Annotated in this window: 16 protein-coding genes; 4 read left to right on the top strand and 12 right to left on the bottom strand. The window is 35.8% G+C overall.

Annotation, left to right across the window (positions count from 1 at the left end; genetic code table 11):
- Window positions 1-22 precede the first annotated feature (22 nt).
- Window positions 23-1,174 (top strand): response regulator, encoded by a 1,152-nt coding sequence (locus tag ACJRPK_RS15905; protein ID WP_407141403.1) that lies wholly within the window; start codon window positions 23-25, stop codon window positions 1,172-1,174.
- Window positions 1,175-1,199: 25 nt separating this feature from the next.
- Here the strand turns inward: ACJRPK_RS15905 and ACJRPK_RS15900 are convergent, their stop codons facing one another.
- The 3 genes from ACJRPK_RS15900 to ACJRPK_RS15890 form a co-directional block, all read right to left on the bottom strand.
- On the bottom strand, window positions 1,200-1,619 hold the full coding sequence (locus ACJRPK_RS15900) for a response regulator (protein WP_407141402.1): 420 nt from the start codon (window positions 1,617-1,619) through the stop codon (window positions 1,200-1,202).
- Window positions 1,620-1,815: 196 nt separating this feature from the next.
- Complete coding sequence (locus ACJRPK_RS15895) at window positions 1,816-3,018, bottom strand: ATP-binding protein (RefSeq protein ID WP_407141401.1); 1,203 nt, start codon at window positions 3,016-3,018, stop codon at window positions 1,816-1,818.
- Window positions 3,019-3,185: 167 nt separating this feature from the next.
- Window positions 3,186-4,652, bottom strand: coding sequence for an aldehyde dehydrogenase family protein (locus ACJRPK_RS15890; protein ID WP_407141400.1), 1,467 nt, complete (start codon window positions 4,650-4,652; stop codon window positions 3,186-3,188).
- Window positions 4,653-5,207: 555 nt separating this feature from the next.
- Here ACJRPK_RS15890 and ACJRPK_RS15885 point away from each other — a divergent pair.
- Window positions 5,208-6,329: a pentapeptide repeat-containing protein gene (locus ACJRPK_RS15885; RefSeq protein WP_407141399.1), complete on the top strand. Its 1,122-nt coding sequence runs from the start codon at window positions 5,208-5,210 to the stop codon at window positions 6,327-6,329.
- A 184-nt stretch (window positions 6,330-6,513) separates the two neighbouring features.
- A complete protein-coding gene (locus ACJRPK_RS15880; RefSeq protein WP_407141398.1) occupies window positions 6,514-7,089 on the top strand; it encodes a nitroreductase in 576 nt (191 codons plus the stop codon).
- Between the two features lie 65 nt (window positions 7,090-7,154).
- Here ACJRPK_RS15880 and ACJRPK_RS15875 read toward each other — a convergent pair whose 3' ends face one another.
- From ACJRPK_RS15875 to ACJRPK_RS15860, 4 genes are all read right to left on the bottom strand, one after another.
- Window positions 7,155-7,469, bottom strand: coding sequence for a hypothetical protein (locus ACJRPK_RS15875; protein WP_211356687.1), 315 nt, complete (start codon window positions 7,467-7,469; stop codon window positions 7,155-7,157).
- Window positions 7,470-7,638: 169 nt separating this feature from the next.
- Window positions 7,639-8,409, bottom strand: coding sequence for a TIGR03915 family putative DNA repair protein (locus tag ACJRPK_RS15870; protein WP_407141397.1), 771 nt, complete (start codon window positions 8,407-8,409; stop codon window positions 7,639-7,641).
- Between the two features lie 18 nt (window positions 8,410-8,427).
- Window positions 8,428-9,687, bottom strand: a complete 1,260-nt coding sequence (locus ACJRPK_RS15865) for a putative DNA modification/repair radical SAM protein (RefSeq protein ID WP_407141396.1) — start codon at window positions 9,685-9,687, stop codon at window positions 8,428-8,430.
- Complete coding sequence (locus ACJRPK_RS15860; protein ID WP_407141395.1) at window positions 9,677-10,054, bottom strand: endonuclease domain-containing protein; 378 nt, start codon at window positions 10,052-10,054, stop codon at window positions 9,677-9,679. Before ACJRPK_RS15860 ends, ACJRPK_RS15865 begins: the two co-directional genes overlap by 11 nt.
- Before the next feature lie 134 nt (window positions 10,055-10,188).
- Between ACJRPK_RS15860 and ACJRPK_RS15855 the strand changes: the two genes are divergently transcribed.
- A complete protein-coding gene (locus tag ACJRPK_RS15855; protein WP_148781563.1) occupies window positions 10,189-10,956 on the top strand; it encodes a LexA family transcriptional regulator in 768 nt (255 codons plus the stop codon).
- Between the two features lie 2 nt (window positions 10,957-10,958).
- Here ACJRPK_RS15855 and ACJRPK_RS15850 read toward each other — a convergent pair whose 3' ends face one another.
- The 5 genes from ACJRPK_RS15850 to ACJRPK_RS15830 all read right to left on the bottom strand — a co-directional run bounded on the left by ACJRPK_RS15850 (window position 10,959) and on the right by ACJRPK_RS15830 (window position 18,798).
- A complete protein-coding gene (locus ACJRPK_RS15850; RefSeq protein ID WP_407141394.1) occupies window positions 10,959-11,954 on the bottom strand; it encodes an App1 family protein in 996 nt (331 codons plus the stop codon).
- A 69-nt stretch (window positions 11,955-12,023) separates the two neighbouring features.
- Window positions 12,024-14,384, bottom strand: coding sequence for a sodium-translocating pyrophosphatase (locus ACJRPK_RS15845; protein WP_407141393.1), 2,361 nt, complete (start codon window positions 14,382-14,384; stop codon window positions 12,024-12,026).
- Between the two features lie 110 nt (window positions 14,385-14,494).
- Complete coding sequence (locus ACJRPK_RS15840; RefSeq protein ID WP_148781560.1) at window positions 14,495-15,025, bottom strand: inorganic diphosphatase; 531 nt, start codon at window positions 15,023-15,025, stop codon at window positions 14,495-14,497.
- 178 nt (window positions 15,026-15,203) lie between these two features.
- Entirely contained in the window at window positions 15,204-17,696 is a 2,493-nt protein-coding gene (locus tag ACJRPK_RS15835) for a DUF5686 family protein (protein ID WP_407141392.1), read from the bottom strand.
- Between the two features lie 124 nt (window positions 17,697-17,820).
- The gene (locus ACJRPK_RS15830; RefSeq protein ID WP_148781558.1) at window positions 17,821-18,798 is read right to left on the bottom strand and encodes a pyruvate dehydrogenase complex E1 component subunit beta; all 978 of its coding nucleotides are present in this window, start codon (window positions 18,796-18,798) and stop codon (window positions 17,821-17,823) included.
- Window positions 18,799-18,957: the final 159 nt, after the last annotated feature.

Genomic DNA, 18,957 nt, shown 5'->3' with positions numbered 1-18,957 from the left:
CTCTAATCACAAATCAGTTGTAATGGAATACTCCGTATTAGTTGTGGATGATCAACCTGAAAACATCAAATTGATTACCCACATTTTAAAAGAAATGGATTTAGGCAGAAAAATATACGCTGCACCCAATGGTAAGATTGCTTTGCAGTTGGCGGTGCAGATTATACCTGATATAATTTTATCTGATTGGGAAATGCCAGAGATGAATGGTTTAGAATTACTCAGAAATCTTAAAAAACTTGAAGAAACAAAGGATATCCCGTTTATTATGATATCTGCGGTAAAAATTGATGCAGCATCGATGAAAGATAGTTTTGAGGCTGGAGTGCATGACTATCTCAAAAAGCCTTTTGATAAACTTGAGTTTATTGCCAGAGTACGAGCCACCCTCAAATTACATGATGCCTACCTTAGAATAAAAAAAGATAAAGAAGAAATGGCAGAGCAAGCCATGATTATTGCTAGACAACACGATCAGCTAGAAAAGCTTAATGTGATGAAAGATAAAATATTTTCTATAATTTCTCATGATGTTAGGGCGCCCTTGGCTACACTTGATGGATTACTGCAGATTTTTAACGATGACCAAATCGCGCTAAGCGAAGAGGAGTTGAAAGAATGTACAGCTACAGTCCAATTGGAGCTAAATAAGATTCAATTTTTAATGGATAATCTGTTGCTATGGGCCAAATCTCAGTTGGCAAATAAAGAGGTATTAAAATCCGATTGCAACTTGTATCAGATTGTGGACGATACCCTAAAACTTTTTGAAAACCGTATTTACAAGAAAAATTTGAAGATTGAAAATACGATCAATAAAGATCAAATGTTCTATGTAGATAACAATCTTATTTCATTTGTAATTCGCAATCTGATTGCAAATGCCGTTAAATTTACCAGAGATAGTGGTACGATAACCGTACGAGCGACCTATGAGGGTACGAATATTAAGGTTGAGGTAATTGATACGGGTATAGGAATGACGACAAATACCTTAAGTCAACTCTTCAAAGATAGAATTTCTCTTACGCAAGTCGGTACTGCAGGAGAAGAAGGAACAGGTTTAGGACTTATGCTTTGCAAAGATATGCTGGAGAATGCCGGAGGCACTATTGCAGTGAAAAGTAGCGTTGGTGAGGGAAGTACGTTTAGTTTTAATCTCCCCGGTACATAAGACTATTCGTTAAGAAGGATTCTTATCAGGAAATTCTTAAAGCAAATTGTTTAGCAATAACCCTATCTAATTTTTCAATGGACAACGGCTTCTTGATCCATTCTATTACAAAATCAAACCGTAAGCGTTTTTTTTGAAACCATGTTTCATTAGCTGTACTTAATATAATTACTTTGAGATTAAATGAATAATTTTTATCAAGTTGTTTCAATTGTCTCAGCAACTCCCAGCCATTCATAGTTGGCATATGAATATCAAGAAATATCAGAATTGTTCGCTGATGTAGTTGTGTATTATATTCTTCAAAAAACGAAATGGCTGAGGCACCACTTTCGAATTTATGAATTTGACCGAAAGTCCCATATTTCAAAAGTAAATATTGATTTAAAAAATTGGTCGTTTTGTTGTCATCAATTAAAAAAGTATGGTGAATTTTAGCTTTCATTTTTGAGAGTTTGTTGAACAAAACTCTGATTTATTTTAAGATCAGAGAGTTTTTACCATAAGAAAACGAACATAACTTCGGCAAATGAATAAAAAAATCGATAAGCGGTGATTTCCAAAAAAAAGACGACTCAAATCTTTGAGCCGTCTTTTGTCTATATTTGGCAGTTTTTAATACAAGAATACCAGCAAAATTCCTATTTTGCTACGGTAAACGTAAAAGTCGTCCCGCTACCAATTTGTGAATCAACAGTAATAGTTCCTTTAAGAGTTTCAACCAGTTTTTTGACTGTGGACAATCCAATACCATGCCCTTTGTTTCCATCTCTGTCTAAATGACCCACGGTCGTAAATAATTCAAAAATGGAATCTATTTTTTCTTTTTCTATACCAATGCCATTATCCCTTATGCTAAATTCGTAATAGTTTGGCATTTCCTTAGCGTCAATAAAAATTTGAATAGTGTTTTTATCATTGTATTTTAAACTGTTACCAATAAGATTAAGAAAGATCTGTTCCAGTGCCGTTCTGTTACAGGTAGCCTCTATGTTGAGATCCGGAAGATGTACTTCACAGTCATATTTAATCTGTAGAAGCTCTACAATATCTTCAAGCAATGTGTTTATATCAAAAGATTGTACGTTTTCCCTACTGTAGGCCGTACTCTCATAATGATCTAAAATATTAGTAATATAATGACTTAATGACATCGCAGACTTCTTAAGATACGTCATATATTTAAGACCTGATGCGTCCAGAACATTATCGTATTTTTTTTGTAATAGATCAGAGGTAATGATCATGTTGGACAATGGCATTTTCATATCATGTGATACAATACCCGCAAAATTTTGCAACAGATCATTATGATTTTTTAGACTTTCCTTGGTTTCTTCTAATGTGCTATTTGCTTTTCTTAATTCAAACAATTTTTCCACTTGTAACGCTAACTTTTTAAGCGCTTTTTCTTGCTTAGGAGAAAGGGTGTTAGGCTTGTCATCAATCACACATAAAGTTCCCAAGGCATGACCTTCTTTGTCTAATAAAGGAACACCAGCATAAAATATAACCGGCGTATTGGAACATGTCAAAGGATTATCAAAAAAGCGTTGATCCTTGGTAGCATCTGGTATAATAAAGGTCTCTTCTGGATTGTTAATCGCGTGTGCACAAAAAGAATGCTTCCTGTGCGTTTCAGACAATGGCATATTCTGTCTTGACTTAAACCATTGACGTTCTTCATCTACAAGTGAAATTAGAGATGTAGTTGTATTACAAATAAAAGCTGCAAGTTCTGTAATGTTATCATATTCATTTTCGGGTAAGGTATCCAAAATATTTAAATTTTGTAAAGAACGTAGACGTTCCACCTCATTTACGGGATAGACAGGTGTAATCATGAATTATAAAGGATAATTTGTGTAAGCGACAAATATAATTCTTTTCGATTAGCCTTGTTAAAAACAGTTCAAATGAGTTAATAAATTAAGTATAAATGTTAATTTATCGCACAGCAATGTTAATTATATTTTTATATGATCATGGGTTAGAATACACTAAGAGAAGATTAGGCAAAAGGCGCATAATCTCTTCGTTCATGCTGTACTGTTACCCATTGTAATCGGGTAAACTCTTCTAGCACAAAGTCGCCATTAAAACGACCAAGCCCTGATCCTTTTTCACCACCAAAAGGAGCGTTTGCTTCATCATTAACTGTTTGATCATTGATGTGGATCATGCCGGTTTCTACACTTCTGGCAAAGGCTGTTCCTTTTTCTATGTCCTTGGTGTGCAAGGCTCCGCTTAAGCCAAAGTCCTTGGAGTTGGCTATATTTAGCGCCTCTTCTTCAGTTTTGAAGCGAATGATAGGTGCAACCGGTCCAAAAATTTCATTTTCAGCAATTGGCATATCATCTGTTACATGATCTAAAATGGTAACTTCTAATAAGGCGTCTTTTGCATTTCCGCCCAAAATAATTTTTGCGCCGGCTTTCGTACTGGCCTCAATATCTTTTTGAATTCGTGCTACCTGATCAGTATTAATTAAAGGTCCAATAATGACCTCTTGATCCATGGGGTTACCTGATTTTAAAGCTTTGGCTTTTTTGACAAATTTAGAAACAAATTCATCCGCAACGTCCTCATGGATAACAAGCCGATTGATGGACATGCATATTTGTCCTTGATGCATAAATTTTCCAAAAATCGCTGCATCGACCGCTTTTTCAATGTCCGCATCTTTCATGACAATAAAAACATTATTTCCGCCCAATTCGAGCGATACGCGCTTTAATGCTTCACCGGCAAGCTTACCGATATTTTTTCCCACAGGAGTAGAACCGGTAAAGGATATCAATTTTGGTGTTGGATGTTTGACAAAATAATCACCAATATCAGATCCTCTGCCTATAACTACATTTAGCACACCTTTTGCTAACCCTGCTTCTTCAAAAAGTTTAGCGAGTAGGGTTGCTCCTGTAACGGGAGTTTGCGATGCCGGCTTAATAACAATAGTATTACCCAATGCGATAGCAGGGGCAACAGAACGCATGGATAGATGCAAGGGGAAGTTCCACGGACTAATAATACCGATAACACCTAGAGGTTTACGATATACACGACTTTCTTTTCCCGGGGTTCCCGAATTAAAGATAAATCCGTGAGATCGTAACGGAAATGATGAAGCTTCTCTGATAATGTTAATACATATCTGGAATTCTATGGATGCTTTTATATAGGTACTACCTGATTCTTTTATCAACCATTCGATAATTTCTTCTTTTCGATCTTGCATCACATGGGTAAGCTTATGTAGTACTTCTGATCGTTCTTGAGGTAGCGTTTGACTCCATGTTTTAGCAGCTTGGGCTGCGGCTGCGTAAGCTTTGTCCACTTCTGCTTGAGTGGCTCCTTTTATGGTATCAATTTTATCGCCCGAATAGGGATTTCTGTTTTCTATATCGGATGATGATTGCTTACTTTCTTCCCACGAACCATTGATAAATTGCAAGTGTAATCCTGTATACTTTTTCATTAGGTACTTTTTTTAAAATTAAGCATGGGACTCAGGGCTAAGTGTTGCTTTAACAGAGTTTAACCCTGTCTGACTAAATTCGTACTAAATGAGTTAGTGATTTGAGAGTAGGAAGCTTACTATTTTTAATCCTCTAAATGCGGTAAAACGAAGGTTTGTGTCATTGGTCGGAAATCGATCTGATGATTGTTCTTTGTAATTGTAGGAAGAGTTTTTTGTTAGTACTTTTTGAATACTAATAAAACCTAAATGAAAGAAAATTATACAATTGTAGATATTCATGAACTTCGAAGAAAAATTCGTGACTTGATAACCTATGTTATTTTAGAGAGCAACAATTTTCCTGAAGATGAACAAAAGAAAATTTTTATACAAAATTATATAAAGCAGTTGGTACATTATAAGAGAGAGTTGAAGCACCACTATTCCAAGTGTATTATACAAGATTTTGATATCGATATGGATTGAGTTTATAAATTGGTTTTGAAATATAGTTTATCTTTAAAGCGTTAAACTAGTATAGCCCTTATCATAAATCCTGAAAATTACTGATCTGTGTCCCAAGAAACATATATTAAACAATTAGAGAACGAAAAAGAGATTCTCCAGAATAGACTTAATCAAATTGAAGCTGAAAAAAAGCGCAAAAAAAAGATGGGTTTCTGGTTACTCAAAAAATCTAGCATTCCACTCTTAGGAATCCGACTTAAAAAAAGTATACAAAATGCAATAGTTGAATATAAACATTCCAAAACGTTGTCTGTGGATACTGTAGCGGATGTAACTTCAAATATCGTTTATCGATTTACGCGAATCGGTATCTTTGCTTTTTTTATGACGATAGTTCCCTCTTTGATCCTTATTTTTCAGACCTCGCTATTGTATAATCAGAACAAGTACATTAATAATCAAACCAGTTTAATCGAAGCAGACAGAAGGTCCTCGTTAGTATTTTTGATGGGAGATGTATTGGGAGATCTAAATGAAGAGCTAAAGTATAAAGGATCCGGTGCCCGTAATATCAGTAAGACCTTAGAAGCTCGTATAGTCAGTTTATGTATGGCCATGAAGCCATATCGTTATATTGATGATGGTGCGCTCATAAAGGATCCTATAAGCCCTGAGCGTGGACAATTGCTATTTAGTTTATTAAAAAGTGATTTGAGTGCTGAATCTTCTCAGGATATCCTCAATTCCGCTGATTTTCACTACACAGATTTAAAATTAGTCAATTTGGGGAGAGATGCGCGATTAAAGTATGCGAGATTGGATTTTTCTGATTTCAGCGATGCTCAAATGCCGGCAGCAAATCTTGAGCGGGCAGAGTTGAATGATGCTATTTTAAGCGGTATAAATTTGTCTGATGCAACGCTTAAAAATGCTAAAATGCGAAGAGCAAATCTAGAAAAGGCGGAATTGTTAAGTGCAGATCTAACCAATGCCAATCTTACACAGGCTAATTTAAAAGGTGCAGATCTTTCTGAAGCAAAGCTATGGGGTACAAATATGATCAATGCCAATTTGGAAGATGTAATTCTGGATAATGCAATCGTACACCGAAGCGACTGGCTCAGCATACTTTCTGACTCCTTAAATGTTCGAGGCGCTTCGCACATACGGGATACCTATAAACTGGTTAAGCAGGGTAAGCAACAATATTTGCTTCAACGTAAATAAGGGTTAGCTTAACAAGTACCTGGTAGATTTTTTTAGTATTGATACGGATGTGAACTAATGATCGATCAATCTTTTTTGATTTGGAAGAAGCTTAAGATATATTAAATTTTTCATAAGATTAATTTCAAGAGTGCAAAATATAATCCAAAACTGTAGTTTGCCTATATTAAAATAATGCAGAAAGATGACACGAGATATTAACGATATTATCAGGGAAAGACGTTCTGTTTTTCCCGCACAATATATTGAGAAGCCAATCGACAAAGTATTGATTGATCAAATATTGGAAAATGCAAACTGGGCACCAACCCATAAAAAAACAGAACCTTGGCGATTTAAAATTTTTAGAGAGGAAGCTAAGGATAGATTAGGAGAATTTTTAGCTAATACTTACTTGGATATTACTCCTGATGACAAATTCTCTCCCTTTAAATATAAAAAAATAGTAGATAAATGTAAAGCAACAGATACAATTGTTGCGATATGTATGCAGCGCGATCCAAAAGAAAGAGTTCCCGAATGGGAAGAAGTCTCAGCAGTTGCTATGGCTGTGCAGAATATGTGGTTAACCTGTGAAGTGAATGATATAGGTTGTTATTGGAGTAGTCCGGTACTAAAGGACTACTTGTCAGACTTACTTACTTTGGAGGAGGGTGAGCGGTGTTTAGGATTTTTTTATATGGGGTATTATAACAAGGATGAAAAAGGGGAATCTAAAAGAGGTAGCATTCTCAACAAAACAGAATGGGTTCAGTTTTGATGCGTAATAAAAAAACCATCCTTGGTAACAAGGATGGTTCATTGTAATCTATTGAAATACTATGACTATTGGTTCATAGCATCTTTAGTGTCTTCTTTAGCTTTTTCTAAAGCATCACCAGCTTCTTCGATAGCTTTGTCAGCTTCTTCAACTGCTTCTTTTGCAGCATCACTAGCGTTTTCACCTGCTTCTTCTAAAGCATCACCAGCTTCTTCTAAAGCTTTATCTGCTTCTTGAACAGCATCAGTAGCTGCTTGAGTTGCCTCATCAGCCGCGTTTTCGATTGCTTCACCAGCTTCTTCTGCTTTGTTTGCAGTTTCTTTACATGAAGTAACTGATAATAATAATACAGCTACTGCTCCTAAAAATAAATTTTTCATAATTGATAGATATAGTTAATGGGTTATTTAACGCCAAATCTAGTGTATTATTTTATTTATTTAAAATTTTATTACGCATACATAATAAAATTAATTAAAAAATTGAGCTTCAGCTACTTTATTTAGGAATACAATAGCATCTAGGAACATAAGAAGTATGACAGTTGTATTAAGGAATCATGGTCTTTTCAGTAAGGTATTTCCAGTACCTAAGAGGGATATGTTGCACATGTAACTTTGTGTTTTTTCTCGAAGCTATATTTACCTTTTCAAAGTAGGTATTCCATAATTTTTGATACTTAAGTTCTTTAGAACTTAATAAATTTGAATGAATCTTAGGTTGAGGTTTTGTAAGCATGTCGATGGTCACTAGCCTGACTTCTCTTAAATTATACTGAATTCCGTATGATCTTTTGACATCATAAATTAACCATTTTTGATCTGCATAACGATCTTTGAAATGAGCTGAAATCAAAGGAAGTACATTGAAATCCGGTTCTACAAACGCCACATATTCATCTTCTATGGTATGCTGAAAACGAACAAAAGCCTCCATTCTGTGCTTTTCTCTGCCAACCATCTTAGCTACTTGACTAATTTTCAAAATAGTTGGGTTACTATAATCATTTCCCCTATGTTTTTTTATAGTGAAACTGTTGATAAAATACGTAGCTAAGGTATTTTCCATTCCTTTGATCTCACTAAGAAATACTTTTAAAATTTGCTGCTGCTGATTCTTTGTGCTATGTTTTTTGAAACCGGTCCATACGCGATCAGCTTTTATAGAATCAGTAAATACATCCTGATGATCTCCAAATAGTTCAGTAGTAGCTTCTGCCTTTTTTTCAATAGAGAAATCCTTTAATCGTTCTTCAAAGATTATAAAAATACATGTTAAGAGACCTTCAAAGCTTCCGTCATAAAGTAATTTTGTTAACATATTAATAGTGAATGAACATTAAAACAAACTCAATTGTTGGTCAAAGTGTTTTTGATACTTGCTTTTAGAGTTTAAAAGAATTAATTGTTTTAAGTGATCAGCAGCATATTCTTTTCTATTGAACTCACGGGAGTTACAGATTATAAAATATTGGGCACGATTCATTGCGATACCAATCGCTCTTAAATGAGACCAATCCAGATTTCTAAAATGCCTGGCTTGGGTAATTTTATTGACAGACTGCATGCCAATTCCAGGCACTCTTGCAATCAACCGTTTGTCGGCCTTATTGATATCAATAGGAAACAAATGCAAATTACGAAGCGCCCAACTCAATTTGGGATCAATATCTAACTCTAAATTCTTATGGTTTTCATTAAGTAGCTCAGACACATTAAAACCATAAAAACGAAGTAACCAATCGGTTTGATATAACCTGTTCTCTCTCAAAATCGGAACTTCAGATCCTATAGAGGGAAGCCTGTTATCGGTACTAATAGGAATATAACCCGAATAATATACCCGTCTCATATTATAATTTTTGTAATAATGTGTAGCTGAGTACATAATATCCCTATCACTTTCTCCTGTTGCGCCAATAATCATTTGGGTACTTTGACCGGCAGGGGCATACCTCGGTGTATTTTTTATGATTTTTCTCTCTGTATTATATTGAATAATTTCATTTTTTACTTTCAGCATCGGTTTGATAAAGTCCTTATGGTCTTTATCAGGAGCTAATAATTTTAAACCGGATATCGTAGGTATTTCTATATTAACACTTAGGCGATCCGCGTACAACCCAGCCTCTCTCATTAACTCATCGCTGGCACCCGGAATTGATTTCAGGTGAATGTAGCCATTAAAGTTTTCCTCCAAGCGTAATTTTTTAGCCACTTGAACCAATCGTTCCATCGTGTAATCAGCACTTTTGAAAATTCCGGAACTTAGAAAAAGCCCTTCAATATAGTTGCGACGGTAAAAATTAATCGTGAGATCTACAACTTCCTGAATTTTAAAAGCTGCTCGTTTAATATCATTACTTTTTCTTGTTACGCAATACGCACAATCAAAAATACAGTGATTAGTAAGCAGAATTTTTAACAAAGATACACAGCGACCATCCTCTGTGTAGCTATGGCATATTCCACTATTCGTAGCATTTCCTAATCCTTTGGTAGCATTTGTACGTTTTGCACCACTACTGGAACAGGAAACGTCATATTTTGCTGCGTCCGCAAGGATAGACAACTTTTCTTCAATACGATCAAACGACATAATTAATTTCCTTATCCAATGGGTTATGCGTTTTTATAGCTCTAAAAATTTCTTCACTATCTACCAAGATTTGGTGATCAGTAAAACGCAGCACATGAAGATTTAAAGAAGGAATTAAAAGTTTTTTAGGACGATCTTGATTCACAATTTCTGAGAATTCATGTGCATACCCATCAATTTCGATAGCCAGACGCAACGACGGATGGTAAAAGTCAAAAGTATAATTGCCTATTTTATAATTTCTTTTAAATGAAAATCCTTTTTGAGTAAACGCAAGGGCTAGTTGGTCAAGAGCACCCATTGTATTATTCAATGAATATTTTATTACTTGCTCTTTAACGGGAATATGAGTTGATACTACGTTCATTTTTTTCTGTTTTGTAAAGATTCCAAATTTATGGAAATATTCCATTAAAATAAAAATTTATAACTGTTAAAATTGGAAATATTCCAAAAATTGATATATTTGTTATGAACATTTCCAAAAACATAAATTTAATTATGGAACATTCAACCAACCAAACCATTAAGCGTTTCAAGCAGATTCGCGAAGAGAAACATTATACGCAGTCTGAATTCGCCAAGGTGCTGGGGATTAAAAATTCTACGGCAGATATAGAACGTGGAAAAACGAAAATTTCTGGTAGAGTAGTGGCTAATTTGTTACGAGAATTTAGTTTAAATCCTTTATGGTTGTTCGGTGAGAGTGAACAAAAAAACATTAAATTATCTGCTGTGGATGTAGCACCAAAAGTGGTGACTGTTGATGCAGAGGATAATGAGAACATCGTATTGGTTAATGTGAAGGCTGCCGCGGGGTATCCACAAAATGTACAGGATGTAGAGTGGTATCAACAATTGCCGGCGTTTAATATACCCTTGTCCGAATACCGTAATGCCACGTATCGAGGTTTTCAAGTTGAAGGGGATAGTATGCTTCCCGTTTTAGAACCCAAAGAATGGGTGATTGGAAAGGCCATCTCCAATTTATCTGAGGTGACTGACAATAATATGTATGTCATTGTTTTAGAGGATAGTGTGTTGGTAAAAAAGATTCGTAAAAGTCCTGATGCAAGTACGCTTACCTTGGTCTCGTTGAATCCTGAATATTTACCTTACCCAATACAATCTCATCAGATCATGGAGTTATGGGAAGTGAATAGCAAGTTGAGTTTTAATGTAGATTCACAAACCGATAGTGCTAGCTTGAAGCAACTGCAAGAGGCAATGAAGACACTTACATCTGAGGTTCGAAGTCTAAAAAATTAAATTTATAGGATCAGTCCTATATTGCGAGCGTGTGCCTCGGCTTCTTCAGAGGTTTTTACTTGAAGCATTGGCGTAGTCTTAAAATTGTCTACAATACTTTGAATACGTTGAAAGCGCTTTGCGTGATTTACGCTTCGTACATAAATTGCTAGAATTCTATCAGGAAATTGCTGAGCAATATTGGTGTAAATATCTGCATCTTTTTCTCCGCTGTCACCAATCAAAACAAATTTTAAATCAGGGTATATCCTGAGCAAATTTATAATCTCTCGTTCTTTGTGCGGAAGTTTGACTTTAGGTTTTCTTTCAAATGGATTTCTAAAATCCCGCAGCAATATTGGGCCTTTAGGAAAATAATGTCGTTTTAAGAAGGCTGTTAGATAATCATATAAATTCCAAGGGCTGTTACTAATATAAAAAAATGGATTCAATGGTTCTTTAAGTGTTCCCAATTGTAGTTTTTTGTAGAACTGTGAAGTCCCTTCCAGCGGCATACGCTTATCAAAATTTCTAAAAAATGTGTTTCTAATTAGTCGCCACTTCATAAAGGAAGCAACTCCTGTATGTAAAATGGTGTCATCGATGTCACTTATAATTCCATAGTTGGCTTTTGACGATGGTATAATCATTTCACCTTCAAAAATATTATTCTTTATGATTGGTGAGGTATCATCATCAAAGGATGCCACATACTTGACCCATCCTTGACTATCTGCCAGTTCATGTAAATTTTCAATATCACGATCAAAAACATAATATCCTTCTTTATCCGTCTTTGTAGAGAATTTTAAACCATTAGATAGCTTTAGAAGGAGTTCACTATTACGAATTTCGTCACTTTCAAATTGCTTATAAATATTAATTAGTGTACGCCACTGATTTAAATCATTGATGAATTCAACATTTCGAAACTCTAAAGCTCTTCCTGATGCTCTAAAATGAGAAGGCGTACCGTAACTTAAATAAGAATTGATGCGTAAAGGTTTTCTTCTAAACATGGAAATATCTTGTAGGGCTAAAGATAAAAAAACCTCGTCGAGAGACGAGGTTAGTAATTAATTTTTGATTTATTTTAAGGAGTTTTTAAGTTTTTCAATATCCGCCCTAACCGAGGTTTCTGAACCTGCATAGGTCTCTCTAAAACTTTTTCCATCTTTTACATAAAGAACCGTAGCGGTAGCTTTGTCATCTATCACGCTGATCTCCACTTCAAAATTGGCAACATTAAGAGCTTCGATTGATTCAATTACCTGATTGGGAGATAACTCAGTATCCGAATGATGACCGCCTAGTATCGGCGCAATCACCAGTCCTATTAAACATGTCAATTTAATTAGGATATTCATCGATGGACCAGAAGTGTCTTTAAAAGGATCTCCTACGGTGTCACCTGTAACAGCAGCTTTGTGAGCTTCAGATCCCTTAAATGTCATTTTTCCATCAATCTCCACGCCAGCTTCAAATGATTTTTTGGCATTATCCCAGGCACCACCGGCATTATTTTGAAAAATAGCCCACATCACACCAGATACGCATACGCCAGCCATATAACCTCCTAGCGGTTCTGCTCCAAAGAAAGCCCCTATAAGAATAGGACTGATAATGGTTAATAATCCTGGTAATATCATTTCTTTTAAGGCTGCTTTTGTGGAAATATCTACACATTTAGCATATTCGGGAGTACCCGTTCCTTCGAGAATCCCTGGAATTTCTCTAAACTGTCTGCGTACCTCCTGAACCATTTCCATGGCAGCTTTTCCTACAGATTTCATTGCCAGAGCCGAGAATACGACAGGAATCATTCCTCCGACAAATAATGCCGCCAAGACATCAGCTTTAAAAATATTAATACCATCAATTCCGGTAAACGTCACATATGCCGCAAATAGAGCTAAAGCAGTTAAGGCTGCCGAAGCAATTGCAAACCCTTTACCAACGGCCGCGGTTGTATTCCCTACAGAATCTAAAATATCTGTTCGTTCCCTAACATGATCCTCCAAGTTGCTCATTTCTGCAACTCCGCCAGCATTATCCGCAATAGGACCAAAGGCATCAATTGCTAGTTGCATGGCTGTCGTTGCCATCATGGCCGAAGCCGCTAGAGCTACACCATAAAATCCGGCAAGTTCGTAAGATCCATAAATTGCCGCAGCGAATAATAAAACAGATAAAAACGTCGATTTCATACCAACGGCTAATCCTGCAATAATATTGGTGGCAGCCCCTGTAGAACTGTTCTTAACGATATCTAAAACGGGCTTTTTACCTAAACTAGTGTAATGAGCCGTTACCATAGAAATTAACGCCCCTACCGCTAGTCCGATAATACAGGAGTAGAAAACATTCATGGAAGGAATTATTTTTGATCCTTCACCAAAAAAGTTCATCTGCATCGTCTCCGGAAGCATGTATTGAATCAAAAAGTAACTGGCGATAACGGTAATCAATATAGCTCCCCAATTTCCTATATCTAGTGCACGTTGTACCTGAGCTTCTTTAGCATCATTATTCTTTATAGAAACTAGAAATGTTCCAATAATGGATGCTAAGATACCCACTCCGGCTATAACAATAGGAAGCAAAATAGGTCCCATATTATTAAAGTCATCTGTAAACTGAGAGGTAACAGACATATCGCGTATAACATAATTACCTAATACCATTGCGGCCAAAACTGTAGCAACATAGGAACCAAATAAATCTGCGCCCATTCCTGCAACATCTCCCACATTGTCACCCACATTGTCAGCTATGGTTGCTGGGTTCCTAGGATCATCTTCAGGGATTCCGGCTTCTACTTTTCCAACCAAATCAGCACCTACATCTGCTGCTTTAGTATAGATGCCCCCACCAACACGTGCAAATAGCGCAATGGATTCTGCACCAAGAGAGAAACCTGCCAGTGCTTCCAGAACGATAGTCATGTTTTCATAGAAATCACCGGTTGATGACATAAAATGATTAGTGAAGAAAAGAAAGAACAGACTTAGGCCTAAAACAGCCAAACCGGCTACGCCCAAGCCCATTACCGTTCCGCCACCGAAAGAAACTTTCAATGCTTGCGGTAAACTTGTTTTTGCAGCTTCTGCAGTTCGTGCATTTGCTTCGGTAGCGATTCGCATACCAATATTACCTGCAAGCGCTGAAAAAATAGCTCCTATTACAAACGCAGGGACGATCATCCAGCTGGTAGTTTCAACAAACATTGAAATCCCAAAAAGTGCGATGGAAGCAATAAGTACAAAAATCAGAAGTAATTTATATTCTGCAGAGAGAAATGCTAGGGCGCCCTCTTTGATACTTTTAGAGATTTGCTGCATTTTTTCGCTTCCCGGAGATTGTTTTTTTACCCAAGACATTTTTATGAGCATAAAGAGCAATCCCAGTATAGCTAAGGCTATGGGGATTAGGATCATGTTTGATTGCATATAGTTTGTATTTAGTTAATGAAGTTTAAATGTAGTAAAATTCATTTAAATACAAAAAGCGCAATATTTTATGTAAAATATTGCGCTTTTAGGATAATTATATGCTGTTTTTAGCTGATGCTAAAAAGTCCTTTAGGTTTGTCTGCCAAATCTTCAAAACGTTTTACACAAGCTTTGATAATATCTTTGGCTGCACTTTGATTGCCCCAATCCCCAACATCAACTTTTTTCTTTTCAAGATCTTTATAAACCTGGAAAAAATGTTCAATTTCTTTAATTAAATGAGGGTTTAGTTCACTAAGATCAGAAATGCTATTTGCTATCGGATCAGAGATAGGAACACAAATGATTTTTTCATCTGGACCTTTTTCATCTGCCATGTGAAATACTCCGATTGGTTTAACTTCCATCACACAACCTGGAAAAGTAGGTTCTGTAACTAATACCAAAACATCCAAAGGATCTCCGTCTAGAGCTAAAGTTTCAGGAATGAAACCATAATCTGCCGGGTACATCATAGAAGAAAATATCATACGATCGTATCGTATTTTCTTTATATCAAAGTCGTATTCGTATTTATTTCTACTTCCTTTTGGAATTTCGATCAAAACGTCAAAACTCTCGCGTGTTGCTGCGCTCATATTTATTCTACTTTTAATGGGCGGCAAATATAACAATTACAGGGGGTTGGATAAAGGTTAAACTTAAATTTTATCCAAAATTATTAATTTTTTAAAGTACGATAAGTAAAATTTAATTTAGAGATGTCTTTTGGTGTGTGTTAACTAATTTGAAATGAGCTGATTATTCGTAAACCTTTTAGAAGTAGAAGCCAAAGGATCCGGTAACACCAAAACTACGAGCATCAGGGTTATCAAAGTAGTTACCCCTAAAATGAAAATCAATTCTGAAAATTTTAAAAATGTTTCCAACACCAACGCTATATTCCCAATAAATTTCCTCGTTGGGAGCAATTAGAAGTAGCTCAGAGGGTTCACTAAGTAATCTGTTCTCATCGGATAATTCTCCCCAAACACCTCTAACGCCTACAAGCTCTCTAAGATTGAGTTCTCTTAATAGCGGAATTCTTGAAAAAATTCGGCCGTTGAAGTTATGTTCTAAATGAAGGGATGTATACGTATCTGTCACAAATTCATAAAAATTAAGTAGCGGAAAAGTATTATAGATCGAGAGATACGTCTGATTTCCAGGAACCACACTTAATAAACCTAATGGAACATTGCCAAATGTTTTACCTATTTCTAAGGAGCTATTTAACTTCCCAAAGCCACCCACATTCCATGGCTGTCTATAAAAAAACTGTAGTTTTTCGTATTCAAAATCACTTTCAGCAATACCCTTAAGACCGGCACTATAATTTAGAAAGAGCTGAGCGTAGTCTCCGTCATTCACGATAATTCTATCCACACCATAGCCGGTAGTTTTACGTCCCGGTGAATAGGTAATCTTGGTAGAGATTTCGGTTTGCTTGATTTCGGATTTTAGTTCATTAGTATCAGGGTCATAAAAATCTAAACTAAACAATTCCCTGTCAGCAGGTTTCAGTTTCCTGAAAGATCCTGTGATACCAATTGTTAGATTTTTACGAGGTTCAATTTCCAGCGAAAGTGCGGTTAGATTAATTGATGTTAGGCGGTTATTGTCACCTGTGGCTATAACGGATGAGGATGCTAAACTGCGACCTTCAACATCATTTGTATTGGTGAGACTGGCGCCAAGTTGTTCTACATCTCTACGATTACCTGCAGAGACGATAAGTCGCGATTTCCTGTCTAATAAATATTTTCCCGAAATTCCATATTTGAATTTTTCATCTTTAAATCCATAGGCACCATATCCTTCGATCCTCCACTGGTCATTAGCTGTAAAATAAGTTCTACCTCCAGCCCTCAAACGAAAGCCTTCAATAGTATTGTAGCCAAACGAGGAGAATAAAGGTCCGAAATCAAATCCATTCAATTCGACATATCCTGAAGCCAAAATTGTTCCTATATTATAAAGACGCTTAAATGCTTTTACCGTGCGTAAAGTGTCTAGCAGCTTGTAGACCTTTGTCTCATCCTTGTTGAGAGCTTCCATGCGAGCATTCGACCAGAACTGATCATCCCGGTTGTAAACATCCTCGTTGTAAGGATCAATTTGACTTTGATAGAATTTTTTGTCCTTTGGTATGTCAAATTTATAGTTGTCATATAGTGTTGTTCTCTTTCCATATACACCTCGTGATTTTTCTTTTTTGCTAAAAGCAAAATCTGACTGAAAGTAATCTTTAGTTATTAAAAAGGTGGAATCATTAAGTACATCAAATTCTTGTTCGATATAAAGATCCTTTACCCAGTTAATATTGGCGCTTTTAGTTACTTCAAGACTGATTTGTTTGACGGCCCAAGTGGTGTCGTTAACCCAGAAATCTCCTTTAAAAGTGAGTTCGTTTTTACGCCTCGGATAATATACAATATTATAACACCATTTATTATCTACATAAGCACTATCAGAAAGCACATAATTATAGACGCCAATACCTGTTCTTGATAGCGGACTGGTAAAACTCTTGTCAAAAAACTTTAAATAATTATCGTAGATGTTGTAATCAGAATAGAGGTCTTTTACAAATGCAATAAGTGTTTGATTGTTGCTAAATCCTGCGTTTTTATTACCGGTCAAAACTTCCTTAGTCTCGTTGAGAATGTTGTCTCCATAGACTTTAGAGATTGCTTCATTAAGAAAGATGGGTAAATAAGTTTTACCTGAAATTCTTGACGTATCGATATCATCAAATATGAATTCCATTCCGTTGAAAACACGGCTATTGATAAGGGCGCTGTCAATAGTGTTTAAATCAAATTCTAACTTCTCGTATTTATCATACGAATATTGTTTAAATTTTTTAACTCCATTATCTCGTCTATTCTCCCATATCTTTCTAAGAATATCAATTGCCGGATTATTCTTTTTTGAAGTCTTGCCCTTGTATATAACTACCTCATCAAGAGAATTCGTCTCTTCTTCTAAGAGAATCTCTATTTCATAATTAGTTTTGCGATCTAATGTAATGGTTTGAGTTTGGAAGCCTATAAAGGACACCTTTATTGCATCATATGTATCATCAGATTCAATATAAAACTTACCGTTTTCATTTGTGATGGTTCCGATTGTTGAATTTTCAAAAACTACGTTAGCAAAAGGAATGGGTTGTTGGTTGGTGTCACGTACATGACCACTTACTTTGGTTTGCGCAAGAGCATATGTGCTCACAAATATCACAAAAACCCCTAAGATCCAATATTTCATCTGTTATATTTAAAAAAGGATAAAATTATACTTTAATTACAAATCACCTTTTTCAGATCTACTAAGCTTCTGTTAAGAATTTGGGTAGGAATAACTAAGGCAAACTTGGGGGTAGTCGTTAGTTTTATTTATACATTACTTTTTTTACCGCAATTTTTACATCCTCTTTATTAGGAAGCCACTGCTCAAATAAAACCGGAGAATATGGTGTTGGAGTGTCTGCTGTATTAATTTTAATTACAGGAGCATCCAAGTAGTCAAATATGTTTGATTGAACTTGATACGTAATTTCTGAAGCGATATTGGCAAGGGGCCATGCTTCTTCCAAAATTATCAATCTATTCGTCTTTTTTACAGATTTATAGATTGCATCCAGATCCAAAGGCCTTACTGTTCTCAAGTCAATGATTTCGCAGGAGATATTATCTTTTTCTAATTCTTCCGCAGCTTTGTATGCTTCCTTAATTATCTTACCAAAAGATACGATGGTGACATCAGAACCTTCTCTTTTTATTTCCGCAACACCTAAGGGGATTGTAAATTCTCCTTCAGGAACCTCTCCTTTATCACCGTACATTTGTTCACTTTCCATGAAAATAACAGGATCATTATCACGAATAGCCGATTTTAGTAATCCCTTTGCGTCTTTTGGGTTTGATGGAATCACAACTTTGAGTCCGGGAGTGTTGGCAAACCAGTTCTCAAAAGCTTGTGAATGCGTAGCTCCTAATTGTCCTGCTGATGCTGTGGGACCTCTAAAAACGATTGGAATATTAAATTGACCTCCACTCATCTGACGCATTTTTGCAGCGTTGTTGATAATTTGGTCAATACCTACTAAAGAAAAGTTGAACGTCATAAACTCTATGATAGGACGATTCCCATTCATAGCACTACCTACGCCGATGCCAGAGAAACCAAGCTCCGAAATTGGAGTGTCAATTACACGTTCAGCACCAAATTCATCCAGCATTCCTTTACTCGCTTTATAAGCTCCGTTATATTCTGCAACCTCTTCACCCATTAGATAAATAGATTCGTCTCGGCGCATCTCTTCGCTCATTGCTTCGCAAATTGCTTCTCTGAATTGTATCGTTTTCATTTATAAAGAATTATTTTTGTCCTGTTCGAAAGGCAAAAATAGCAATTAATACCCTTTGAGAAAGGTTGAATGCTAAAAAATTTATTATGCACGCATAGTAAATTTGACATTTTATTTGTACCTTCGTCTTAATTAATTATTACTCAAAAAAACACCAGT

The organism is Aquimarina sp. 2-A2, from assembly GCF_045505135.1.
Lineage (GTDB): Bacteria > Bacteroidota > Bacteroidia > Flavobacteriales > Flavobacteriaceae > Aquimarina > Aquimarina intermedia.
This window is presented reverse-complemented; position numbering and strand designations above follow the sequence as displayed.